23 protein-coding genes and 1 pseudogene are annotated in these 22,173 nt (G+C 65.5%); 14 read left to right on the plus strand and 10 right to left on the minus strand.

The genetic code is table 11. The annotated features are described in order from the left end of the window. Positions 1–186: 186 nt before the first annotated feature. The 4 genes from AB0M74_RS13540 to AB0M74_RS13555 are packed head-to-tail and all read right to left on the minus strand — an operon-like array spanning position 187 to position 1,610. Positions 187–684, minus strand: coding sequence for a hypothetical protein (locus tag AB0M74_RS13540; protein ID WP_364906029.1), 498 nt, complete (start codon positions 682–684; stop codon positions 187–189). A 23-nt stretch (positions 685–707) separates the two neighbouring features. Then, the gene (locus tag AB0M74_RS13545; protein ID WP_364906032.1) at positions 708–1,136 is read right to left on the minus strand and encodes a hypothetical protein; all 429 of its coding nucleotides are present in this window, start codon (positions 1,134–1,136) and stop codon (positions 708–710) included. Between the two features lie 16 nt (positions 1,137–1,152). Beyond that, complete coding sequence (locus AB0M74_RS13550) at positions 1,153–1,389, minus strand: hypothetical protein (RefSeq protein ID WP_364906035.1); 237 nt, start codon at positions 1,387–1,389, stop codon at positions 1,153–1,155. Then, positions 1,386–1,610, minus strand: coding sequence for a hypothetical protein (locus AB0M74_RS13555; RefSeq protein WP_364906038.1), 225 nt, complete (start codon positions 1,608–1,610; stop codon positions 1,386–1,388). The genes AB0M74_RS13550 and AB0M74_RS13555 overlap by 4 nt, the downstream gene beginning before the upstream one ends. Positions 1,611–1,849: 239 nt before the next feature. Here AB0M74_RS13555 and AB0M74_RS13560 point away from each other — a divergent pair, with 239 nt between their 5' ends. After that, entirely contained in the window at positions 1,850–3,061 is a 1,212-nt protein-coding gene (locus AB0M74_RS13560; RefSeq protein ID WP_364906041.1) for a helix-turn-helix transcriptional regulator, read from the plus strand. A 262-nt stretch (positions 3,062–3,323) separates the two neighbouring features. Next, positions 3,324–5,254, plus strand: a pseudogene (locus AB0M74_RS13565) (primary-amine oxidase). Between the two features lie 16 nt (positions 5,255–5,270). On the opposite strand, the gene AB0M74_RS13570 reads toward AB0M74_RS13565, so the two are convergent. The 3 genes from AB0M74_RS13570 to AB0M74_RS13580 all read right to left on the minus strand — a co-directional run bounded on the left by AB0M74_RS13570 (position 5,271) and on the right by AB0M74_RS13580 (position 8,027). Next, positions 5,271–6,062 (minus strand): LysR family transcriptional regulator, encoded by a 792-nt coding sequence (locus AB0M74_RS13570; RefSeq protein WP_364906545.1) that lies wholly within the window; start codon positions 6,060–6,062, stop codon positions 5,271–5,273. A 137-nt stretch (positions 6,063–6,199) separates the two neighbouring features. Beyond that, positions 6,200–7,354 (minus strand): epoxide hydrolase family protein, encoded by a 1,155-nt coding sequence (locus AB0M74_RS13575; protein ID WP_364906043.1) that lies wholly within the window; start codon positions 7,352–7,354, stop codon positions 6,200–6,202. Between the two features lie 49 nt (positions 7,355–7,403). Beyond that, positions 7,404–8,027: a TetR/AcrR family transcriptional regulator gene (locus tag AB0M74_RS13580; RefSeq protein ID WP_364906046.1), complete on the minus strand. Its 624-nt coding sequence runs from the start codon at positions 8,025–8,027 to the stop codon at positions 7,404–7,406. Between the two features lie 169 nt (positions 8,028–8,196). Between AB0M74_RS13580 and AB0M74_RS13585 the strand changes: the two genes are divergently transcribed. Beyond that, positions 8,197–8,757, plus strand: coding sequence for a TIGR03086 family metal-binding protein (locus tag AB0M74_RS13585; protein ID WP_364906048.1), 561 nt, complete (start codon positions 8,197–8,199; stop codon positions 8,755–8,757). A 241-nt stretch (positions 8,758–8,998) separates the two neighbouring features. Here the strand turns inward: AB0M74_RS13585 and AB0M74_RS13590 are convergent, their stop codons facing one another. Beyond that, positions 8,999–10,150, minus strand: a complete 1,152-nt coding sequence (locus AB0M74_RS13590; RefSeq protein WP_364906051.1) for an epoxide hydrolase family protein — start codon at positions 10,148–10,150, stop codon at positions 8,999–9,001. Positions 10,151–10,324: 174 nt separating this feature from the next. On the opposite strand from AB0M74_RS13590, the gene AB0M74_RS13595 reads away from it, so the two are divergent. The 6 genes from AB0M74_RS13595 to AB0M74_RS13620 all read left to right on the plus strand — a co-directional run bounded on the left by AB0M74_RS13595 (position 10,325) and on the right by AB0M74_RS13620 (position 16,411). Next, positions 10,325–10,978, plus strand: coding sequence for a helix-turn-helix domain-containing protein (locus AB0M74_RS13595; RefSeq protein ID WP_364906054.1), 654 nt, complete (start codon positions 10,325–10,327; stop codon positions 10,976–10,978). Between the two features lie 486 nt (positions 10,979–11,464). Then, positions 11,465–12,670 (plus strand): lipid-transfer protein, encoded by a 1,206-nt coding sequence (locus AB0M74_RS13600; protein ID WP_364906057.1) that lies wholly within the window; start codon positions 11,465–11,467, stop codon positions 12,668–12,670. Positions 12,671–12,739: 69 nt separating this feature from the next. Beyond that, positions 12,740–13,177, plus strand: a complete 438-nt coding sequence (locus AB0M74_RS13605; protein ID WP_364906060.1) for an SRPBCC family protein — start codon at positions 12,740–12,742, stop codon at positions 13,175–13,177. 31 nt (positions 13,178–13,208) lie between these two features. Continuing rightward, entirely contained in the window at positions 13,209–14,087 is an 879-nt protein-coding gene (locus tag AB0M74_RS13610; RefSeq protein ID WP_364906062.1) for a MaoC/PaaZ C-terminal domain-containing protein, read from the plus strand. 139 nt (positions 14,088–14,226) lie between these two features. Next, a complete protein-coding gene (locus AB0M74_RS13615) occupies positions 14,227–15,096 on the plus strand; it encodes an SDR family oxidoreductase (RefSeq protein ID WP_364906065.1) in 870 nt (289 codons plus the stop codon). 52 nt (positions 15,097–15,148) lie between these two features. Further along, positions 15,149–16,411 (plus strand): acyl-CoA dehydrogenase family protein, encoded by a 1,263-nt coding sequence (locus AB0M74_RS13620; protein ID WP_364906548.1) that lies wholly within the window; start codon positions 15,149–15,151, stop codon positions 16,409–16,411. Positions 16,412–16,513: 102 nt separating this feature from the next. Here AB0M74_RS13620 and AB0M74_RS13625 read toward each other — a convergent pair whose 3' ends face one another. After that, positions 16,514–17,383 (minus strand): alpha/beta hydrolase, encoded by an 870-nt coding sequence (locus tag AB0M74_RS13625; RefSeq protein ID WP_364906068.1) that lies wholly within the window; start codon positions 17,381–17,383, stop codon positions 16,514–16,516. A gap of 68 nt (positions 17,384–17,451) precedes the next feature. Between AB0M74_RS13625 and AB0M74_RS13630 the strand changes: the two genes are divergently transcribed. From AB0M74_RS13630 to AB0M74_RS13640, 3 genes are read left to right on the plus strand one after another with little or no spacing between them, the layout of a single operon-like run. Further along, positions 17,452–18,231 (plus strand): exodeoxyribonuclease III, encoded by a 780-nt coding sequence (locus tag AB0M74_RS13630; RefSeq protein WP_364906071.1) that lies wholly within the window; start codon positions 17,452–17,454, stop codon positions 18,229–18,231. A gap of 58 nt (positions 18,232–18,289) precedes the next feature. After that, positions 18,290–18,802 carry a ribonuclease domain-containing protein gene (locus AB0M74_RS13635; RefSeq protein ID WP_364906073.1) on the plus strand — a complete coding sequence of 171 codons (513 nt, stop codon included), beginning with the start codon at positions 18,290–18,292 and terminating at the stop codon, positions 18,800–18,802. Further along, complete coding sequence (locus tag AB0M74_RS13640) at positions 18,802–19,311, plus strand: barstar family protein (RefSeq protein ID WP_364906076.1); 510 nt, start codon at positions 18,802–18,804, stop codon at positions 19,309–19,311. The genes AB0M74_RS13635 and AB0M74_RS13640 overlap by 1 nt, the downstream gene beginning before the upstream one ends. Positions 19,312–19,383: 72 nt before the next feature. Here the strand turns inward: AB0M74_RS13640 and AB0M74_RS13645 are convergent, their stop codons facing one another. Further along, positions 19,384–20,013: a TetR/AcrR family transcriptional regulator gene (locus AB0M74_RS13645; RefSeq protein WP_364906079.1), complete on the minus strand. Its 630-nt coding sequence runs from the start codon at positions 20,011–20,013 to the stop codon at positions 19,384–19,386. Positions 20,014–20,119: 106 nt separating this feature from the next. Here AB0M74_RS13645 and AB0M74_RS13650 point away from each other — a divergent pair, with 106 nt between their 5' ends. Continuing rightward, positions 20,120–21,088 (plus strand): oxygenase MpaB family protein, encoded by a 969-nt coding sequence (locus AB0M74_RS13650; RefSeq protein WP_364906082.1) that lies wholly within the window; start codon positions 20,120–20,122, stop codon positions 21,086–21,088. Positions 21,089–21,109: 21 nt separating this feature from the next. Further along, complete coding sequence (gene trpS / locus AB0M74_RS13655) at positions 21,110–22,144, plus strand: tryptophan--tRNA ligase (protein ID WP_364906084.1); 1,035 nt, start codon at positions 21,110–21,112, stop codon at positions 22,142–22,144. Positions 22,145–22,173: the final 29 nt, after the last annotated feature.

Raw genomic sequence — 22,173 nt, forward strand, 5'->3', positions numbered from 1 at the left:
CGTCTGCCTCTCGCTGGCTGTCTCGCAATGGAGGAGCCGGGTCTACGACGGCCTTGACGTGTTCGTGCCAGTCGTTCATCGAACGGCCTGAATGACCTTCACGGCCTTCGGGAGGTCTTCGGGTCGATCCGGTTTGGCCTGTCCCCCTTATTTTCCCAGCTACTTTCGGCTGCGCTATCGATCCTCTCAGCTTTCGCGCGCTACGGCCGATATGCGCCGTCCGTCGCGGGTGTTCACGTAGACGCTCGGATCGTCATCGACGCGCGCTCGAATGACGGCGAAGACGAGACCGTCATCAGTGACGGATGCGACGGCTTCGTCGAGTCCGGAGCCCATCGAGACCGACACCGCGTCGTGGGCGGCGAGACCGGTCATGGCTAACCAGCCTCCGTCGCCCTTGCTGTCACTGTGAAACCTAATACGCAAACGTTGGAGCGGCATGTTATCCGGTGAGCGGTCGCTACGCGGCCCGGCCGGTCGCGGCGCACCGAACGTAGTGCCCTCCACGAACCATTCGCCGCCACGCGGATCGGCGAACACGATCCATCGGCCCTGTGCACCGTCGATGAGGACGGCAGCGACATCGTCCCGGATGACGGCAGTGACCGGGTTCAGGTCCCGGTCACTGCCCGTGAGGGCGCGGGTTGCCACTGCGACCGCTGGGTGTTGCTCGAGAGTCGTCATTCGGCTACGCCCTTCCGTTGTTGTTAGCAGATCGCCGCGATTGTGCTGCTGTTGTCGGGTTCGCGGTCCCAGTTGCCATTAAACGCGTTCACGATCGCCTCGGTGTGGAACTGGTAGAGGACCCCGGCCGACGAGCACGACGCCGAGTACAGCGTTTCGACGTCGGGATCGGTGGTGTTGTCGTTGCGTTCGGAGTGAACATAGTGCTTGCCGTCCTTCGGGTCGTAGCGCCAGAGCTTCGTAGTCACGTTGCGCAACGCGGGCTTTCCGGTGCAGTGCACCTTGAACCCGAAGTTGATCGGCGCTATCGATTTGTGGTCGGTTTTCCATGGCTCGATCGCGTGGATGAAACACACGACGTTGTCGGCCGAAGCGGCACCGGTAGCGCCGCCGACGAGGGTCGAGCCGACGCCGAATCCGGTGAGCAACGCCACCCTGATCAGGTTCCTCATCACTTCCCCTATCTATCTACTTACCGCTGTCTGTTGAGAGCGGTCGAGGCCGTCGGCCATCGCGATCGGCGGTCAGAAGTCGCCTTCCTTCCGGGCAGTCGGATTTCTCCGACTCGACCCGTCGTCGAATGGCCTCGACAGTCCGGTCTTTCGGGATGCGTTCGGGCCAGAAGATCGCTGCAAAGACCACGGTCAGGGGCAGGCCGAACACGACCACCCACCCGAACACGACCACCCACCCGAGCGCGATCATCGGTGCACCCCGCCGAGCAGGGACCAGCGGGCGAAAGACTCACGTGGGCAAGCGCATTCGACATCAGCAAACCCCATCAGTCGATTCAGGGTTTGGGCGTCCAGGTGTGCCGAGGACGGCAACAGCACCACGTCGACGCCTAACCCGGCGGCCTGTTCGACCAGACCGAGTACCGAGCCTGCGTCGGCCCAGTGCAGCACGTAGCCCAATCGCCGGGCCAAACGACGAATTTGGGCCTCGTCCCATTCCGAAGTCGGTGATGTCGGGTCTAACCACGCGAGCGCTCCCATTCCCCTGCGCCTTCCGCTGTCTAGTTGGTAGGCACCCGCCGCCGAGGACTTCGCATCAACCCGGCGGCGGGCTGACACTAGCTTTGCAACGCAGGTACGGAAGTGTGTTCCTCCGTGGAACAATGCACGTAAGGCGTGGGAACGTGGCAGGGAAAGCGCAGGGAGCGCACATGACCGACGAACCGAATACCTACATCGGCCAGCGGGTACGCGCGATCCGGGCGCGGCGGGGGATCACCCAACAGGTGCTTGCCGATAGGGCTGGATTGGGCCGATCGGTGCTTGCCAAGTATGAGGCGGGACTACGGCCGATCGACTCCCGCCGGACCATGCTGGCGCTGGCGCAAGCGCTCGGTGTGACGCTGGGTGACCTGACTGGGCACGAGCAAGACAAGCTCGACCCGTCCACCGCCGGATTCCATTCCGTGGTGCCGGAGTTGGAGGCTGTGCTCTGGTCGCAAGGCAACGTGACCGACACCCGTCTACCGCGCAGCCTCGAGGAATTGGCGACAGCGGCCAAGGAGGCCACCCTCTACCGGCAGAATGGCGACTACGCAGCGCTCGGGCCACTGTTGGTTCCGATGCTCACGGACTCGTTTCGTCATGTGCGCGACAATGGCTCCCCGCAGGCGTGGGACATCCACGGCGCGATCGTCTACGGCGTGGCCTCTGCGCTGCGCTCACGCGGGTATGAGGCGTTGTCCTGGACGGCCGCGCAGGAATCCGAACGCGCCGCCCGGGAGACCGGAGGTACCGCATCGCTCGCGGCCGTTTCCTATCTGCGCAGCCAAATCTTGATGTCACGGCCCGGCGCACTGCCCGCTGCGCTCGAGCAGTCCGAACAGGTCGCCGATCGCCTTGTGCCCGATGTGCGCACCCGCGGCGATATCGAGACGGTAGGGATGCTGCACCTGCAAGCGTCGTTGGTGTCCGCCACGATGGGTAAGGACCCACAACCGCACCTTGCCGAAGCGGCCGAGCAAGCGGGCAGGCTCGACGATGCCCCAGCGGGAGCGAGTCAGGCACGGAATCGAACCTTCGGCGCGGCGAACGTCACCTTGTGGAAGATGTCCGCTGCCATGGAGCGGCGCGAACCGGGGCAAGTGCTCGACCTCGAGCCAACGTTGTCACCGGCCGATCTGCCTGCCGATGCGCGCCGCGCTCAGTTCTTCGTGGAGGTAGGACGCGCGCACACCATGCAACGTGACCACCGGAGCGCGCTGAATGCCCTGCTGCGTGCCGAACACGCCGCGCCCCAGCACGCACGAGCGATGCCGATCGTGCGGGAACTCGTTGGGCACATGATGCGCACCGCGCGCCGCGATCTCACGACCGGGGATCTCGGTCGGCTGGCTCAGCGGGTCGGTGTTGTGCCCGTGTGAGAGCAGTACAGCGGCACGGTCGAGGACAATTCGCTGTGACCTCCTGACGGGCTGTCGTCCGGTGCGTCCTACGGCTGAGTGCCGCGACACGATGGGGATGGCGCTACCGCTCATCGTCTGCTGGTGGTTGCTGCCGGTCGCGGATGCCGCCTGTCACGGTGCGGCCCGAACAGTGCCGAAAGAGTTGCTCGGCGTCGTAGGGTCGGCGTAGCGAAGTTGTAGCGATCCCGTCACACCGACGACCTTCGACCGGTAGGGAGTAATCGTGGCCGATACGTTCCATCCGCTCGATCCGCTGTCGTCCGACGAGTTCCGTGGAGTTGTCGCCGTACTGAGCCGTACGCACGGTGTCGGCCCCGGCTGGCGGTACGCGTCGATCGAACTCGCCGAGCCCTCGAAGTCCGAGATAGCGGCGTTCGATGCCGACACAGTGGTGCCCGACCGCAGGGCACACGTGGTGTGTTTCGAGCGGGCCGAGAACAAGACCTACAAGGCGCTCGTCTCGCTGACCACCGGCACCGTGCTGTCCTGGACACATCTGCCCGGAGTGCAGGCGAACTTCACCCTCGACGAATGGGAGGAGGCCGACGAGGCGCTGCGCGCGCATCCCGAAGTGATCGCCGCCTTGGCCGCGCGGGGGATCACCGACATGAGCCTGGTGTTCATGGACACCTGGACCTACGGTGACGCGGTGCTGCCGCCGCGGTATCGAGGTCGCAGGCTCGGCTGGTCCGATACCTGGGTCAGGGCCGCCGACGGCGCGAACCCCTATGCCGGGCCGGTCAACGGATTCCACTGCGTCATCGACATGAACACCATGGAGCTACTCGAGATCGAGGACACCGGCTCGGTCGACACCCCGGAGATCATGGGCGAGTACGTCCCCCGCCACGTCCCGGACCGGATTCGCGCCGCGAGTACCCGGGAACCATTGCGTCCCTTGGAGATAACCCAGCCGGATGGGCCGTCCTTTTCGGTGGCGGCAATAAGGTCGAGTGGCAGAACTGGTCGCTGCGCGTCGGTTTCAACTATCGCGAGGGCATGACACTGCATGCGGTGAAGTACAACGACGGCGGCCGCATCCGCTCGATTGCGAACCGGCTCTCGTTCGCCGAGATGATGGTTCCGTACCGGGATCACTGCACCGACCACTACCGCCGAACGGCCTTCGACATCGGGGAGTGGGGCATCGGATTCATGACCACCTCGCTCGAACTGGGCTGCGATTGCCTCGGTGAGATCCGCTACCTCGATGCGGTGGTGCACAACAGCAGCGGTGCACCCGTCACGATCAGCAACGCCATCTGCGTCCATGAAGAGGACAACGCGGTCCTGTGGAAGCACGTCGACCATCACGCCGGCGCCGAGGTGCGCCGAATGCGCAGGCTGACAGTGTCTTTCCACGTTACCGTCGCGAACTACGAGTACCTCGTCTACTGGCGCTTCTACCAGGACGGCAATATCGAGTGCGAGGTCCGCGCGACCGGAATCATGGTTGTCGGTCATTTCCCGGCAGGCGGCGCGCACCCGCACGGCACAGTGGTCGACCAGCGCACCTACGCGCCGTTCCATCAGCATTTCCTGGTCGCTCGCCTGGATCTGGACATCGACGGCACCGAGAACACGGTGTACCGCAGCGAGACCGAGATCGTCCCGATGGGACCGGACAACCCCTACGGACTTTCGTTGCGGCAGAACAACACTCCATTGCGCACCGAAAGCGAAGGTAAGCAGGACTTCGACTGGTCGACGCAGCGCGCCTGGAAAGTGGCCAACGACAACACCACCAACGGACTGGGCACCGCACCGGCCTACAAGCTGGTGCCGGGGGGTGCGATTCCGGCCATGTTCGATCCGCGATCGCCGATCCTGGCGCGCTGCAAGGCAATCGAGCACACCCTGTGGGTCACCCCGAATGCCCCCCACGAGCGCTGGCCCGCGGGTGAATTCGTCACACAGAGCAAGGTCGATCACGGGCTGCCCGAGTGGACGGCGGCGAACCGGTCCATCGTGAACACCGACGTAGTGCTCTGGTATGTCTTCGGCATCCACCACATCACCCGCCCGGAGGACTGGCCGATCATGCCGGTCGACACCGTGAGCTTCTGGCTCAAACCTGTCGGCTTCTTCGACCGCAACCCCGCGCTCGACGTCGCACCGACGCCCCCGAAAGCCTGCCACCAGCACCCATGACAGCGCTTCGGTTCAGTCAGTGGTGGTCGATCCTGCCCAATTCGCCGACGATGCGCGCCAGCGCGCGGATCTGATCGGTTTCGAACTCGCGGTGCCAGACCAGCGCCCAGCGGAGCAGGTGCGCGTCTGTGGTGTGGCGGAAGCTGCCGCCGGGCCGGTTGTAGTACTGGGGCGGCTGGTCGGGCGTGATATGGATGGCGTCGTCGGAGCCCATCACGTATGTGGATACGTCGTCACCATTCGACACCCTCGAGATCCGTTGCTTGGAGCGGCCTTTGACCCCGGCCAGTTCGCGGTTGTCGGACATCGCCGCGACCATCGGCTCGGACAACAGCACCGGTCCCACCGTGAGATCGGACTCCTCGACCGGTAGCCGGGCGATGACGACGTCGGTCTCGCCGCGGCGCAGCGGGCCGAACGGGTCGGTGAACGACACGGACCGGATCTGCAGCACGAATTCGGGGTGTCTGGTGCGGAAGGTCTGCCAGATCGATCGGTAGTCGTGGGCATTCCCGCCGACCATGCCGATGCGCAGCATCGTGGAGGCGCTGCCCGCGGCCGACCGCGCCCGGTCCAGTGCCTGTCGCACCTCGCGATACGCCGGAAGCAGGTCGGCGCACAGTTGCGTGCCGAGCGGTGTCAGCCGGATATTGCGTGGGTTGGTGCGATCGACGAGAAGCGCGCCGAGACGCCGTTCCTGGCCCTTGATCGACTGACTGATCCGCGCCTGGGACAACTGCAATCGCTGCGCGGTGCGGCCGAAGTGCAGCTCCTGGGCCAACGTCAGCAGAATCTCGATATCCCGCATTTCCACGGCATTACCGCCTTCCGATATCGCCCGGTTCGCGCAGTCGTGCAACGCCGGGAGTGGGAGATCATTCCGAGCACCTGTGCGTCGCTGCGATGACCGACCCCACGGAGGGGGCGAGCAGCGGCGGGGCGGTGTCAGTGCACCTTCGCGAAGAAGCCGCGGATGTCATCAAGTAGCAGGTCGGGCACTTCGTGGGCCGCCCAGTGACCGCCGATCTCGTACTTGTTCCACTGCACGATGTTGGCGTGGTCGCGTTCGGCGAACTTGCGCGGCGGCGTGAAGTCGTAGCCGAAGGAAGCCAGTCCGATCGGCACGGTGGTCGGCGCGTCCGCGTGGCCGGTTTCGAAGGAGAACCGGGCCGAGGGCGCCGCGGTGCTGGTGAACCAGTAGATCGAAATATTGGTCAGCAGCTCGTCCGGCGTCATCGAATCGGTGAGCATCTGCCCGCTCCAGGTGGGCTGCCCGCTCCACGCGATCAGGGCGGCGGGCGAATCCGTGCGTGCCGGGCCGATGGCCTGCCGTTGTGCCCGCCAGGTGGAGTCGTGGATGGCGCGTTCGAGGAATTGCTGTCCGAAACCCATCAGCTTCAATTCGAATTCACTGAGCCCGTTCAGTTCGTCCGGTTCCCCCTTGGCGAAGGAGAAGATCTGGTCGACGTGCACGCCGATCACCTTGTCCGGGGCGAGTCTGCCCATTTCCGGTGCGACGATGGCACCGCCGTCATTGCCGTGCACGCCGAACCGGTCGTAGCCGAGTCTGGCCATCAGTCCGTTGAAGACGGCGGCGATCCGCACCGGATGCCAGCCGACTCGATCCGCAGGCTTGGAGAACGCGAAGCCGGGGTAGGACGGGATAACGACATGAAAAGCCTGGGTGGGGTCGCCGCCATACGTGCGTGGATCGGTCAACTCGTCGATCAGGCCGAGAAATTCGGTGAAGGAGCTGGGCCAGCCATGGACGAGAAGCAGTGGTGTCGCGTCCGGTTCCGGGGAGCGGACGTGCACGAAATGAACGTTCTGTCCGTCGATCTCGGTGGTGAACTGGGGGAAACTGTTGAGCCGCTGTTCTTGCGCGCGCCAGTCGAACCGATCGCGCCAGTATTCGAGCAGGGGTTGCACGTATGACCGTGGTCCCCGGTAGTCCCAGCTGAGCTGGACCGGCAGCTCGAAGTCGGCATTACCCCCGAGCTGATCGAAGGGACGCTCCGACCGGGTGTTCGCCAGGCGCTGCGCCAGATCATCCAGGTCGGCCTGGGGAATTTCGATACGGAACGGTCTGATCTCGGACACTGCCTTAGCCTGCGAGAACGGCCTGCCGGGAACAACACCGAGTTCCCGATCAGTTTGGCTTATCGGTCGCGGACAGCGGCGTCGGAGCAGGCGAATCACTCGGGGTTCCGAGGCTGAGCAGGCGGTCGACCAGGGTGCCGACGTATGCCTCGCGGAGGGGGCCGGTGCCGAACAGGGCGCGGGTGTACATCGGTGCCAGGATCATGTCGACGACCTCGAGCACCTCGGGAGCGGCTTCGCCGCGTGCGGTGGCCCGGTCGAGCATGCGCTGGATCTGGTCGACGCGGTCGGAGAGGAATCGGTCGCGGGTGTCTTCGCCTGCCGCGCCTGTATCGATCAGCGCGAGGATCGTGCGCAGCAACGCAAGTCCGTTGGGGCCGCTCACATCTCGGGCCGCATTCGCCGCGTAGGCGCGCAGATCGCCGTCGAGGGTTCCGGTGTCGGGGATCGCGGACTCGGTGGTGAGTCGATCGACGGCAACCTCCATGGCCAGCGCCTCGAGAGTGCCCCAGCGGCGGTAGATGCTCGTATCGGCCACGCACGCGCGGGCCGCGACCTCGGCGACGGTGAAGTTCCCGTATCCCCGTTCGGCGACGAGTTCGGTGACCGCGCGGTGCACCGCCGCGCGGACGCGGGCGCTGCGACCGCCGGGGCGGCGGGTGCGTTCCTCCATGGCACCCAATTTAACGCAGTTCGCACTTGCGTTTAAGCGGTTCTGGTCGCTACGCTCCGATTAACGCCGTTATCGACTGCGTTTAGGAGTTGGGCGGTATCGCCGTGCACTCCTGAGTGTGGTCCGGTGAACCAATCCTTTCGGCTGTCACCATCTTCTGGAGCAACACATGGACGCCATGATCAACCGCATCGACCGTGCCATCGAGATGACCGCCGCCGTTGTCGAGGGGATCCCGGCCGACCGTATGACCGCGCCGACCCCGTGCGTCGAATGGGACGTCCATTACCTGCTCAACCACGTGGTCGGCGGCATGAACATCTTCGCCGCGCAACTCGAGGGTGTCGACCATGACCGCGACCATCACGACGACTGGCTCGGTGCGAATCCACACGGGGCGTACGCAGCAGCGGCGGTCGCCGACAGCGCGGCGTGGCATCGCCCCGATGCGCTCGAACAGACTGTGGGCTTGGGTTTCGGTCTCGTGCCCGGTCCCATGGCTGCGGTGATCCACCTGACCGAAGTGCTCGTGCACGGTATCGACCTCGCGCTCGCCACCGACCAGGAACAGTGGCTCGACCAGCAATTATGCGGCGAGCTGCTGGCGATCATGCGTGAGATGGGTATCGACAACTTCCGCACACCCGGCATGTTCGGACCCGAGCTCCCGGCATCGGGCGATGATCCGGCGCACCGGACGCTGTCCGCTTACCTCGGCCGGACCTGGTAGGCGGCTGCCTCGCCGTCGCTCGCCCCGGCGCGATTGTCGGCGGACTCCGTCCGGCGGTATGACTAGGCGGCTGCCTCGCCGTCGCTCGCCCCGGCGCGATTGTCGGCGGACTCCGTCCGGCGGTGTGACCGGGCGGCTGCCTCGCCGTCGCTCGCCCCGGCGCGATTGTCGGCGGACTCCGTCCGGCAGCCAGGTCCGGTCGTGGTAGACCGTGGGACGGAGCGCCTTTGTTATGCGGTTCTCAGATCACTTTGTTGAAGAAACCGCGAATGTCGGCGAGCAGGAGCTCGGGGGCTTCGTGTGCGGGCCAGTGACCGCCACGGTCGTATTCGTTCCACTGCACGATGGTGGTGTGGTCGCGTTCGGCGAACCTGCGCGGCATGGTGAAACCGTCGCCGAAGGAGGCCAACCCGATCGGCACGGTGGTCGGCTCGGTCGGCGTCGCCGAGTGATGGCTCTCGAAGTAGAACCGGGCAGAGGGGGCCGAGGTATTGGTGAACCAGTAGATCGACACATTGGTGAGCAGTTGGTCGGCGGTCATCGCCTCCGCGATCAGCCTGCCGCTCCACGCGAGTTGTCCGGTCGGGGAATCCGACAGCGCATGACCGAGGGTCTGCGGCTGCGCCCGCTGGGCGGAGTCGTGGACGGCGTGGTCGAGAAACTTCTGTCCGAACCGCACCAGCATCAGTTCGTCCTCGCTGAGTCCGTCCAGCTCACCACGTGCGCCCGTCGGAAAGGAGAAGATCTGGTTCACGTGCACCCCGATGACCCGGTTGGGGGCGAGTCTGCCCATCTCGGGCGCCACCATGGCCCCACAGTCGTTGCCGTGCACGCCGAAGCAGTCGTAGTCGAGCCTGTCCATCAGCTCGTTGAACGCCGCCGCCATCCGCACCGGATGCCAGCCCGCCACCTGGGTCGGGCCGGAGAAGGCGAATCCGGGATACGAAGGGATCACTACGTGGAAGGCGTCTGCCGGATCACCACCGTGTGCCCGCGGATCGGTCAATTCGCCTACCAGGCCGAGGAATTCGGTGAAGGAGCTCGGCCAGCCGTGCAGGAGAATCAGCGGTGTCGCGTCCGGCTCCGGTGAGGTGACGTGCGCGAAATGGATATTCTGACCGTCTATTTCGGTGATGAACTGCGGGAAAGCGTTGAGCCACTGCTCTTGTGCACGCCAGTCGAAGCCGTCGCGCCAATACTCATGCAGCGGCCGGACGAACGACAGTGGGACGCCGTACTCCCATCCGGGTCGTATCGGGATGCCGATGTTCACCCGGCCCGCGATCTCTTGGGCGGGCAGCTCCTCGACGTATCGCGTGTGCGCCAGGCGGTAGGCGAGGTCGTCGAGGTCGGCTTGCTCGATGTCGATACGGAAAGGTGTGATCGCGGGCAATTCGGCTCCAGGTGTTGTTCCAGCGTGCTGGATCAGCCTCGGTGACGTGGTGGTGTCGGAACAACGCCGAATTCGCGCGCAGCTGATCAGTTCTGCTTATCAGCCGTAGTGGAGGGCGAACAGTTGCGGCCGCCGTGAACATACAGATCTGTATGTAAGTGTAGAATCGCCGGAATGACCAGGTCCGCAGCGCCCAAGCAGCAGCGCCGCACGCAGGAGCAGCGTAGCAGCGAGATGCGTACGCGGCTGCTCGATGCCACCATCGACTGCCTGGTCGAGTATGGCTACGCCGGGACGACGACACCCCGGGTCGCCGAGCGTGCCGGGGTCACCCGCGGGGCTCAGGTCCATCACTTCGGCTCGAAGACCGATCTGGTGGTGGCGGCCATCAGTCATCTTGCGCAATTGCGTGCGGAGACCGCGATGCGGGAGATGTCCAAGATCGAGAGCGTCGAGGATCCGGTCGGCGCGGCCTTGGACTCGCTGTGGGAACTGCACCAAGGGCCGCTGTTCATCGCGACCGTGGAGCTCTGGGTGGCGGGCCGGACCGACCGGGTGCTCGCCTCGGCCATGGAGAAGGTCGAGCCGTTCGTGAACAACGCCGTGCTGATGGCGGTCGCCCGATTCGTGCCGGATGAGATGCAGCGCAAGGAAGCCCGGGACTTCGTCTATACCGCGATGGACGCGCTGCGTGGAATCCTGGTGTCCAACTTCGTCGATCCCGATCCTGAACGGGCGCATCGGCGTTGGCGGCGGGCCTCGGTGCACCTGCGCGAGATCGCAACCGCCGCGCTGGCCGCCCACCGTCGCGTCGACAAGTCCGAATAGGCAACGGCCACCGGGCTTTCCCATCGATCGCCGCGTGTGTGGCGCCCGTCGTGGTTCCGGGGTGCCAGGGGTGCGCTGTCCTGGTGGGTGGACGGCGCCGGTGAACTGAGGCGCCGGATCTCGTTTTCCCGGCCGGCTTGCCGAGGCGATCATGTGCGGCCTGTCGAACTCGGATCCGGTGACAATGTAGGGCGGTGTACGCCCGACGGATTGTGGTGTCCGTCGAACAGGGGCAGGTCGATGACGTCGTCGCCGTGGTGTGGCTCGATGCCGCAACATACGCGACCGGCTGTATGTCCGGACCGATTGGGTCTGAGCTGGCGATTGTGGCGAATGCCGAACTGGGTAGTTCATCAACCTTGCGGGCTTACATACAGCTCTGTATGTTTGTTTCTGTTCGGTCCGGACGGATCGGTGACTGTCGGCGCCGCGTGCGGATCGCCGCCGCCGAGTGCACACCGGGGCAGGTACAACGTGAGGAGTTCGATGGCGAACAAGGTCTACGTCGTCGGCGTCGGCATGACGAAGTTCGAGAAGCCTGGCCGCCGCAAGAACGAAGACGGCAGCGATTGGGACTACCCGGATATGGCTCGGGAGTCGGGGACCAAGGCGCTCGCCGACGCCGGAATCGCCTATGGCCTGGTGGAGCAGGCCTATGTCGGCTACGTATACGGCGAATCGACCGCGGGGCAGCGTGCGGTCTATGAACTGGGCATGACCGGCATCCCGGTCGTCAACGTCAACAACAACTGTTCGACAGGCTCGACCGCGCTCTACCTTGCGGCACAGGCGATTCGGGGCGGTCTCGCCGAATGCACGCTGGCGCTCGGATTCGAGAAAATGCAGCCGGGTTCGCTCGGCTCCACCTGGGATGACCGCGAACAGCCGATGGCCAAACACATCATGGCACTCGCCGAGATCTCCGAGGTGCTTTTCCCGGTGGCGCCGTGGATGTTCGGCGCCGCGGGCCGCGAGCACATGAAGCAATACGGCACCACTGCCGAGCATTTCGCGAAGATCGGCTACAAGAACCACAAGCACTCGGTGAACAATCCGTATTCACAGTTCCAGGACGCCTATTCACTCGATGACATCCTCGGCTCGCGAATGATCTACGACCCGCTCACCAAGCTGCAGTGCTCGCCGACCTCCGACGGCTCCGGCGCGGTGATCCTGGCGAGCGAGGACTTCGTGAACACCCACGACCTCGCCGCGCAGGCGGTGGAGATCGTCGGTCAGGCCATGACCACCGATTTCGCCTCGACCTTCGACGGGACCGCCAAGAACCTGATCGGCTACGACATGAATGTCCACGCCGCACGCAAGGTTTACGAGCAGGCCGGCCTCGGTGCGGAGGACTTCCAGGTCATCGAGTTGCACGACTGCTTCTCCGCCAACGAACTGCTGCTCTACGAAGCCCTCGGGCTCTGTGGCGAGGGGGAGGCCGGAAAGCTCATCGACGACAACCAGACCACCTACGGCGGCAAATGGGTAGTGAACCCCTCGGGCGGCCTGATCTCCAAGGGCCACCCCTTGGGCGCGACGGGTTTGGCGCAATGCTGCGAACTCACCTGGCAGCTGCGCGGTACCGCGCGCAAGCGCCAGGTCGACAACGTCACTGCCGCCCTCCAACACAACATCGGCCTCGGCGGCGCCGCGGTCGTCACTGCCTACCAGCGGGCCGACCGCTGACCTGATCCGCTCGCCTCGATGAAAGTCGGGGCATGCCAAGGCTATTCGCCACTCGACGAGGAGTAACTCATGGGCCACATCGAAGCCACCAAGGACGTCAACGCCACCCCCGATGCCCTCTGGGCGGTCGTCTCCGACCCGAACAGCTGGGACAAGTGGTTCACCATTCACGAGCGCTTCATGGAGGAGCCGCCCGCCACGCTCACCGAAGGGGCCAAGCTGATCGCGAAGATCGTCATGCTCGGTATGGCGAACAAGCTGGAATGGACCGTCGTCTCGGTGCGGCAGCCGAGCGCACTCACCCTCGGCGGCACCGGCATGGCCGGTGTGAAGACCGAGTTCACCTTCGATATCCAGCCCAAGGGCGACGGCGGCAGCACCATCCTGGTTTCCGGCGACTTCGAAGGCGCGCTGATCAAGGGTGCACTCGGCAAGGCGGTCGAGAAGGACGGTCTGAAGCAACTGGACAAGTCCCTCGAGCAACTCGACGCGCTGGCCTCGGTCTGATGCCGGGTCGCCTCGAGCGAAGGAGAGTGCGATGACAGCGGAGGCCGCCGCGGCCCGGTTGGTCGAGTTCGACGACAGCGGGCTCGAAACCTGGTGTGACGAAGAGCGATTCGAGGTCACACCCGAGCGGATCGCGGAATACGCGGCCGCGACCAATGATCCGATCGAGGCCCACCGCACGGGCCAGGCGGCCGCGCCGGTCTTCGCCATAGTGCCGGTCTTCGAAGCCATGATGATGCCGGTGATCGACGTCGCGCCGATAGACATCTTCGGCCGAGTCGTGCACGGGGAGCAGGATTTCCACTTCCATCGTGCGATCCTGCCGGGAGACAGGCTGGTCTCGCGGGCCAAGGCGACCGGGTACACCAGCCGCTCGAACGGCACCGCCATCACCATCCTCGTCGAATGTCGCACGGAGGAAGGCGAGTTGGTCAATGAGCAGTATCTGACCGCGTTCTTCCGCAACATCGATGCGGGCAAGACCGTCGGCACCCCCGCGCCCGCACACAAGTTCGACGAGAGCTTGCGGGTGCGGGATCCGGTGGCGGTGGTGGCGCAGCACGTGGATCTCGACCAGACCTACCGCTACGCACCGGCTTCCGGTGACCCGGTGCCGCTGCATCTCGACGAGCAGGTTGCCAAAGATGCCGGGCTGCCCGGCATCATCGCGCACGGCCTGTGCACCATGGCTTTCGCCTCATGGGCGGTGCTCACCGAGGTAGCGGGCTCGGATGTGTACCGGTTGAGGCGATGTGCCGTGCGCTTCGCCAAGATGGTCTTCCCCGGCGACGATCTGGAGACCCGGATCTGGCAGGTCGGCTCCGAGAACGGCGTCAGCACCTATGCCTTCGAGACCATGCGCGGCGATGATGTCGTGCTCAGCGACGGCTTGGCGGAGATCGAGGACTGACCGCCGACGGCTGCCCTGTCGTTTCGGACCGTGCGCCGGCCGACAGGGGACGGGCGACATATCAGGCGATCGCGGCTTCGGCCGGGAGCGCTGGGGGCCAGCAGAAACGAACGGCGGGGACGAGGACAGGAGGCACTCGATGGGTGCATTGGAAGGACGGGTCGCCGTCATCACCGGTGCGGGTCGCGGCATCGGGCGTGAGCACGCCCTGCTGTTCGCTCGTGAGGGCGCGGCGGTCGTTGTCAACGACCGCGGTGGCAGCAACGCCGGTGAAGGCGCCGATGCCGGTCCGGCGCAGGAAGTCGCGAACGACATCGTGGCCGCCGGCGGCACGGCGGTCGCCAACACCGACGACATCGCGACGTGGGACGGCGCGCGCAACCTCATCGAGCAGGCCGTTTCGGAGCTGGGCGGGCTCGATGTCGTCATCAACAACGCAGGCATTCTGCGCGACAGCTTCCTCGCAGGGCTGGAGGAATCGCAGTGGGACGCCGTCGTCGCCGTGCACCTCAAAGGCCATGCCGCGGTGCTGCACCACGCCGCCGCGTACTGGAAGGCACAGTCGAAGGCGGGCAACCAGCCCAACGCCGCGGTCGTCAACACCGCGTCGGCCTCGGGCGTGACCGTGCCCAACGCCGGTCAGGCCAACTACGGGGCCGCCAAGGCGGGGATCGCGGCACTGACCCTCGTCGCCGCCGACGAGCTGGAACGTTACGGCGTGCGGGTCAATGCGATCGCCCCGATTGCCCGCACCCGGCTCACGCTGGCCACCCCCGGCATGGGTGCGATTCTCGGCGCCGAGGTCGAGGAGGGCGAATTCGATGCCTTCAGTCCGGCCAATATCTCGCCGCTGGTCGCCTACCTCGCCTCGGACAAGTGCCTGGTCACCGGGAAGGTTTTCGCAGTACAGGGCGGGGCCATCTCCGAGCTGGCAGGCTGGCACGACGTGAAGACGATCGAGACCGAAGGGCCCTGGCTCATCGACGATATTGCCGCCCGGCTGCCTTGATCTCGCGGCCTGAGGACGGATGCCGTCCGGCGCAACAGTGAGGAGAACGACGATGTTCGAATGGTCCGAGACCGATGAAATGATCCGCGAGGCGGTGCGCACCTTCATCGACAAGGAGGTCCGCCCGAACCTCGACGCGCTCGACAGCGGTGAGATGTCGCCATACCCGATCATTCGGAAGTTGTTCAGCGACTTCGGGATCGATGCCATGGGCGGCGATGCGGTCGAGAAGCTGCTCGCCAAGCAGCGGAAGAAGGAAGCGGCGATCGCGGCAGGGGAGCCGCTGCCGGAGAGGAAGGAAAAGCCGTCTGGCGGTAGCCCGTTCAGCGGCCAGGAGTCGCTGATGGCAGTGCTCATCGGTGAACTCTCCGGCGTCTGCATGGGCATGGTCACCGCGATGGGCGTCAGCATCGGCCTCGGCGCGACGACCATCATGTCGCGTGGCACGCTGGCCCAGAAGGAGCGTTGGCTGCCCGACCTCGTGACCATGAAAAAGATCGCTTCCTGGGCGATTACCGAACCCGACTCGGGTTCCGACGCTTTCGGTGGCATGAAGACCTATGTGCGGCGCGACGGCGAGGACTACATCCTCAACGGGCAGAAGACTTTCATCACCAACGGCCCCTTCGCCGACGTGATGATCGTCTACGCAAAACTCGACGAGGGCGACGGCGGCGACAAGCGTGACCGCAAGGTGCTCACCTTCGTGCTGGACAAGGGTATGGAGGGCCTCACGCAGGGCAAGCCGTTCAAGAAGATGGGGCTGCATGCCTCGCCGACCGGGGAACTGTTCTTCGACAACGTCCGGCTGTCCAAGGACCGGCTGCTGGGGGAGACCGAGGAGCACAAGGGCGGCGACGGCCGCGACAGCGCGCGCTCCAGCTTCACCGCCGAACGCATCGGCGTCGGCTTCATGGCGCTCGGCATCATCAACGAATGCCACCGGCTCTGCCTGGACTACGCCAACAATCGCAAGCTCTGGGGCCAGGAGATCGGCCGCTTCCAGTTGGTTCAGCTCAAGCTGGCCAAGATGGAGATCGCCAGAATGAACGTGCAGAACATGGTGTTCAACACCCTCGAGCGGAGTCGGGCCGGTAAACCGCCCACGCTCGCCGAGGCCTCGGCCATCAAGCTGTACGCCTCCGAGGCCGCCACCGAGGTGGCCATGGAGGCGGTGCAGCTGTTCGGCGGCAACGGCTACATGACCGAATACCGCGTGGAACAACTTGCCCGCGACGCGAAGTCGCTGATGATTTACGCCGGCAGCAATGAGATCCAGGTGACCCACATCGCGAAGGGGCTGCTGGCCCGGTAGACAGGTCGGCCCGGGTGCGTCACATCGGCGTGCGTGCCCGGGCGGATCGGGAGCTTCTTTTCGACCCGACGATGACGCGCTGACCTGCGGATATCTGTCGAGTCAGACCGCGCGCAGGTGTGTGCGGCTCGCGTAGATGTGTTCGGCGATGAGGGTGGCTATCCGGTCGGGGGCTTCCAGCATCGGGACGTGGCCGACGCCGTTGACCAGGATGCGGTCGGAGGAGTCGGGGAGTTCCTTCAGAAAGCGGCGGGCGTAGGTGCGGTTGGGAATCACTCGGTCGTACTCGGCCATCAGCAGCCGCACCGGGGTGGTGAGTGTCGAGAGGTCTTCCAGGGCGGGGGCGCGCAGGTTGCCGAAGATGAAGGGCAGCATGGCATCGCAATGCAGTATCGCGGCGATCGTCGCGGCGATATCGCGGCGGGGTACAGCCGCGGCATTCTTGCTCAACGCCAGCAGCGTGAATCGTTGCGCCAGTACGTTGCGCACCGCGAATCTGCCGAGGCGCTTGCCGATTTCGACGATCGGTACCAGCGACAGGAACTTCAGGCCGGCCCGGAATTGGGTGAGCGACGGTGAGTTCCAGCCGCCTGCCGGCGCGATCGCGGTGAGCGTGCGCGCGCGCCCGCGCCGCGCCAATTCGAAGCCGACCCAGGCACCGAGGGAGTTGCCCGCGATATGACAGGTGCGCCAGCCGAGTTCGTCGAGCTGGTCCTCGATCCGATCGGCCAGGGTGTAGACGTCGACCGACCAGCCGTCCACGTCACCGCCACCCCAGTGCCCGGCGAACGCTGGTGCGAACACCTCACAGTTCGACGACAACCGGATCGCCACCTGTTCCCAGCAATGCGGTGACAGCAAGAACCCGTGCAATAGCAAAACCGGATCGCCGGAACCCAGGTGCAGGGCCTTGATCGGGTGGGGATCGGTCGCGGACTTGGCGACAGTGGACGTGGTGGTGTGAGACGTCATCGTCGACACCCCTTCCTGGACGGCGGTGTCCGGGGAAATTCATCTGACCAGCATTGTACGGTCGTGAGGTGCCGACCATCATCTCAACGATCAACCTCAACGGCGTCCGCGCCGCCGCGGGCAAAGGCCTGCTTGCCTGGCTCGCGTCCACCGAGGCCGACATCGTCTGCTTGCAGGAGACCCGCGCCACCGACGAGCAGACCAGAGCGGCGCTCGCGCCCGCACTGGCCGAGGGCTGGTGGCTCACGCACGCCGAACCGGAGTCCAAAGGCAGGGCAGGGGTCGGCATCCTGTCCAGGCGCGAGCCGAAGGCTACGCGAATCGGATTCGGCAGCAACGAGTTCGGAGCCTCGGGGCGCTATATAGAGGCCGATTTCGATGATGTCACCGCGGCCAGCGTGTACGTGCATTCCGGTGATGCCGGCACGCCACGTCAGGACGAGAAGTACCGCTTCATGGCCGAGCTCGGCGCCTATCTCACCCGCCGCACCGGCGAATTCGTGGTGAGTGGCGACTGGAACATCGCGCCGTCGGAGCTCGATATCAAGAACTGGAAGGGGAATCTGAAGTCGGCCGGATTCCTGCCCGAAGAGCGTGCCTGGATCCAGGAGTTGCTCGCCGCGGGCTATACGGATGTGGTGCGCACGCTGCATCCCGGCGTCGAGGGCCCTTACAGCTGGTGGTCCTACCGCGGCCGTGCTTTCGACAACGATTCGGGCTGGCGTATCGACTATCAACTCGCCCGCGGCGACCTGGCGGCCCGAGCCAAGCAGGCCGTCGTCGAGCGCGCCGCCGCCTACGATCAGCGCTGGTCGGACCACGCCCCGGTCACGGTGCAGTACCGATGAGCGACCGAAATATGTGCCCTCACACTCTTCTCGTCGGTTCGGTCGGTAGGTGGTTGCGATGATCGCTGGAAAGCGTGGCACGTACACGGTGCTCAGCGTCCTCGCCGTACTGGTCGCCGTCGTCGGGCTCATCGCGCTCAATCGTGGTGGTGACGGCGGCGCGGTTCTCGGCTCGGCGACGTCGACTGCCCGGAGCGCGACCGCGACGCAGGCCAAACCACCTACCGCGGTCGGTACCGCGACACCGCTGCTCGGCGGTACCACCGCACCGGCCGCGTCTCGCGCCCCCGGTGTGCCGGACCGGGCCTACGTGACGCTGGCCGAGATCGACGCCGGACGCTGGCCGGACTCCGCGAACGCGCCGGGCACCAAGGGCGGTGATCGGTGGATGAATCGTGCGGGCACCCTGGCCGCGAGGGATTCCGCAGGCAAGTCGATCAGCTATCAGGAATGGGATGTGAACCCCAAGCAACGCAACCGATCCCGGGATGCCGAACGGATCGTCACCGGTAGCGACGGCTCTGCTTGGTACACCGGTGACCATTACGAGACTTTCACGAGGATGCGCTGATGACCGAGCCGATCCCGTTGTCGCAGTTCCTCGCCCGTCCCGACACCGCCGAATCCGGTCCCGCCGCCGGTCCGGTCGCCGTCGCGTCCGCACTCGGCTCGCTCGCCATCGACGCTGCGGAGTTGAGTGCACTGCGCTATCGCGCCCCCTCCGGCTACGTGGTGCGCGAAGTGCGCGGACCGAAGATGCACACCACCATGGGCGTTTTCGACGAGTTCGCCGCCGCATTCCAATTCCCCTACTACTTCGGCGAGAACAAGGACGCTTTCGACGAATGCCTGCGCGACCTGGATGATTTCGTCGGTGAGGCGGCCGGATACGTTGCTGTGGTCCGGAATTCGTCCTCACTACTCATCGAGCAGCCGGACGAGCGTGACTGGTTCGCCGAGGCCCTCGACGACTGCGCGGCTTACTGGTCGAGGAGAGACATCGTCTTCCGCGTCGTTCTCCAAGGCGAACCGGTGCTTGCGCGGGCCGTTGCGCTGAGCTCCGACATCGCGACGCTCTGACAGATCGACGCTCTGACAGATCGACGCGTCGGCCCGTTCCCCGGCGACTTCGGTGTGGGACGTGTGCCCCGGTCAGGCCAGTCGGCGCGCGAGATCCTCGCCGAGTAATACGAAGACGTCGGTTGTGTGCTCGATGAGTTCGTCGCGGGTCAGCGGCAGATCATGCTGTAGCCAGGCGGTCAGGGTCTGGACGAGCCCACCGACGAGATAGGTGGCGCGGAAGTCGATCGTGGGGTCCGGCGGATCGGCGACGCCATAGAAATCGATGCCCTCCGCGGCTACGAGCCGGGCGAAAACGCGCACCGTCTGATTCGTGCGTGCGCGCAACTCCGGCGTCGCCATGCCCGCGACCAGCGTGACCTTGGCCTTGCGGGGGTCATCGGTGAGCAGGTGGATGCCCGCGGTGATCGCGGCGTGCGCCTTGGCGCGGGTGTCGTCGGGCGCGGCGTGCAAGGCGGCGACGATCGCGCCGGCCAATTCCTCGGCGATCCCGTCGAGGAGCGCGCTCAGCACCGCGTCACGGCTGTCGAAGCTCTCGTAGTAATACCGCTCGTTGAGCCCGGCCTGCGCGCACAGTCCGGAGACTGTCAGCTTGCCGAGGCCATCGGTGCCGATGATCTCCAGCGCGGCGTCCAACAGTGTCGCGCGCCGTTGCGCGCGTCGCTCGTCGGCGGAGATTCCGCCGTAGGTCCGCTGTGCCACAGCTCGATTCTGACAGTGCCGGATCGGCCGCGCTGCACCGTGCCGGTAGGGATCTGCGTGGTCACAATTCTGGCATGACCCATTGCCAGAATTGAGAATCTGATGGATGCTGTTGCCAGATGCGCTCGACGAGGAGGCAGCAATGTCCGCACCTGGTTATTTCGCCGACAATTCCATGGCACGTCGGGTCATGAGCAAGCGGGCGGTCGGGCTCACCTATGGGCAGCGCGCCCTGGTGATCGGGGCCGTGCACCCGCTGCTCTATGTCGGGACCGCCGAGAACACCGAGCATCGGATGACGCCCTACACCCGGCTGGCCCTCACCGGCAAGCTGTTCGAGGCGGTGTTCCTCGGTAGCAAGGACGAGGCCGATCGGGCGCTGGCGTTCACCCACAAGAAGCACGCCCAGGTGCGCGGGGCGCTGCCCGAGGACGCGGGTTCGCACCATCCGGCGGGCACCGGCTACTCCGCGGCCGATCCGCACCTGATGTTCATGACCATGGCGTTCGCCTTCGATTCCGCCGAGGTCATGTACGACCTACTGGTCCGGCCGCTGACCGACGGCGAACGCGAAGCGCTGTATCAGGACTACGTGCGCTGGGCGGAACTGTTCGGCATGCCGCGCGAGGCAGCGCCGGGCAACTACCCGATGTTCCGCAAGTATTTCGACGCCTACCTCGGCTCCGACGAGCTGTTCCTCACCGACGAGGCCGGACTGGTCGGCTCCTACCTGGCCGGGCAGCGAGTGCCCTATCCGCAGCGAATGCCGTTACAGCAGGTCACCTCCGCGTTCTTCCTGCTGGTGCAGGGCAGCCTGCCCGCGCGAATCCGCGATATGTACGGCATGCGGTGGGGGATCGCCGAGCAACTCGCCTACGGCGCGCTCGCCACGGCGGTCCGCACCGCGCACCTCGCCCCGCCCTTGGTGCCGCCGGTGCTGCGCGGCACGCTGGTCGGTCCGAGCGCGCCGGTCTACCGGCTGGTGGCCCGGCGCGAACACGAACTGGCGCGCACCGGACGCCCGAGTATGCCCGGCATCGACCCGCGCAACTGGGCGGCGCGAAATTCCGCTTGAGCGCCGTGCGAAGATCGCAGTATGTCCAGTCCTGCTCAGACGACCCCGGCCGCTGAACGCAAACAGCGGGTGCTGTCCGGGATCCAGCCCACCAGTTCGTCCTTCCATCTCGGCAACTACCTTGGGGCGCTGCAGTACTGGGTGACCATGCAGGACGACTACGACGCGCTGTACTTCATCCCGGACCTGCACGCCATCACCGTGCCGCAGGATCCCAAGGAACTGCGCGCACGGACGCGTGGCGCGGTAGCACAGCTACTCGCGCTCGGCATCGATCCCAAGCGTTCCACCGTGTTCGTGCAGAGTCAGGTGCCGGAGCACGCGGAGCTGGCCTGGGTGCTCAGCTGCATCACCGGCTTCGGTGAGGCGAGCCGGATGACCCAGTTCAAGGACAAGTCGGTCAAACAGGGTGCGGAGAACGCGACCGTGGGGCTGTTCACCTACCCGGTGTTGATGGCCTCGGATATCCTGCTCTACCGCGCGCATCAGGTGCCGGTCGGCGAGGACCAGCGCCAGCATCTGGAGCTGACCCGAAACCTGGCCCAGCGCTTCAATACTCGGTTCAAGAAGACCTTCGTGGTGCCGGAGGCACACATCACCAGGGGCACCGCCAAGATCTACGACCTCCAGGATCCCACCGCGAAGATGAGCAAGTCGGCCTCCACCGACGCCGGGTTGATCAATCTGCTCGACGACCCGAAGGTCACCGCCAAGAAGATCCGGTCCGCGGTCACCGACACCGAGCGTGAGATCCGCTACGACCCGGAGCAGAAGCCGGGTGTCAGCAATCTGCTGGTGATTCTGAACTCGCTGAGTGGCACGCCGATCGTCACGCTGGAACAGGACTACGCGGGCAAGGGCTACGGCGATCTGAAGTCCGACGTCGCCGACGCGCTGGTCGAATTTGTTACGCCGCTACGGGCGAAGGTGGGAGAGTACTTGGCAGATCAGGGCGAACTCGACCGCATCCTCTCCGTCGGTGCCGAGCGGGCGCGTGAGATCGCTGGCAACACCCTCGCACAGGTATACGACCGGGTGGGCCTGCTGCCCCGCTAGTCAGCGGGCGGCTCCACCACTGGCGGACT

It is taken from the genome of Nocardia sp. NPDC051463, from assembly GCF_040681975.1.
GTDB lineage: Bacteria > Actinomycetota > Actinomycetes > Mycobacteriales > Mycobacteriaceae > Nocardia.

Excerpts from the sequence above, each read along its gene's own strand:
- AB0M74_RS13540 (WP_364906029.1), bottom strand. The coding sequence starts at position 684 with ATGACGACTCTCGAGCAACACCCAGCGGTCGCAGTGGCAACCCGCGCC.
- AB0M74_RS13545 (WP_364906032.1), bottom strand. The coding sequence starts at position 1,136 with ATGAGGAACCTGATCAGGGTGGCGTTGCTCACCGGATTCGGCGTCGGC.
- AB0M74_RS13550 (WP_364906035.1), bottom strand. The coding sequence starts at position 1,389 with ATGATCGCGCTCGGGTGGGTGGTCGTGTTCGGGTGGGTGGTCGTGTTC.
- AB0M74_RS13560 (WP_364906041.1), top strand. The coding sequence starts at position 1,850 with ATGACCGACGAACCGAATACCTACATCGGCCAGCGGGTACGCGCGATC.
- AB0M74_RS13570 (WP_364906545.1), bottom strand. The coding sequence starts at position 6,062 with ATGCGGGATATCGAGATTCTGCTGACGTTGGCCCAGGAGCTGCACTTC.
- AB0M74_RS13580 (WP_364906046.1), bottom strand. The coding sequence starts at position 8,027 with ATGGAGGAACGCACCCGCCGCCCCGGCGGTCGCAGCGCCCGCGTCCGC.
- AB0M74_RS13585 (WP_364906048.1), top strand. The coding sequence starts at position 8,197 with ATGGACGCCATGATCAACCGCATCGACCGTGCCATCGAGATGACCGCC.
- AB0M74_RS13595 (WP_364906054.1), top strand. The coding sequence starts at position 10,325 with ATGACCAGGTCCGCAGCGCCCAAGCAGCAGCGCCGCACGCAGGAGCAG.
- AB0M74_RS13600 (WP_364906057.1), top strand. The coding sequence starts at position 11,465 with ATGGCGAACAAGGTCTACGTCGTCGGCGTCGGCATGACGAAGTTCGAG.
- AB0M74_RS13605 (WP_364906060.1), top strand. The coding sequence starts at position 12,740 with ATGGGCCACATCGAAGCCACCAAGGACGTCAACGCCACCCCCGATGCC.
- AB0M74_RS13610 (WP_364906062.1), top strand. The coding sequence starts at position 13,209 with ATGACAGCGGAGGCCGCCGCGGCCCGGTTGGTCGAGTTCGACGACAGC.
- AB0M74_RS13615 (WP_364906065.1), top strand. The coding sequence starts at position 14,227 with ATGGGTGCATTGGAAGGACGGGTCGCCGTCATCACCGGTGCGGGTCGC.
- AB0M74_RS13620 (WP_364906548.1), top strand. The coding sequence starts at position 15,149 with ATGTTCGAATGGTCCGAGACCGATGAAATGATCCGCGAGGCGGTGCGC.
- AB0M74_RS13625 (WP_364906068.1), bottom strand. The coding sequence starts at position 17,383 with ATGACGTCTCACACCACCACGTCCACTGTCGCCAAGTCCGCGACCGAT.
- AB0M74_RS13635 (WP_364906073.1), top strand. The coding sequence starts at position 18,290 with ATGATCGCTGGAAAGCGTGGCACGTACACGGTGCTCAGCGTCCTCGCC.
- AB0M74_RS13640 (WP_364906076.1), top strand. The coding sequence starts at position 18,802 with ATGACCGAGCCGATCCCGTTGTCGCAGTTCCTCGCCCGTCCCGACACC.
- AB0M74_RS13650 (WP_364906082.1), top strand. The coding sequence starts at position 20,120 with ATGCTGTTGCCAGATGCGCTCGACGAGGAGGCAGCAATGTCCGCACCT.
- trpS (WP_364906084.1), top strand. The coding sequence starts at position 21,110 with ATGTCCAGTCCTGCTCAGACGACCCCGGCCGCTGAACGCAAACAGCGG.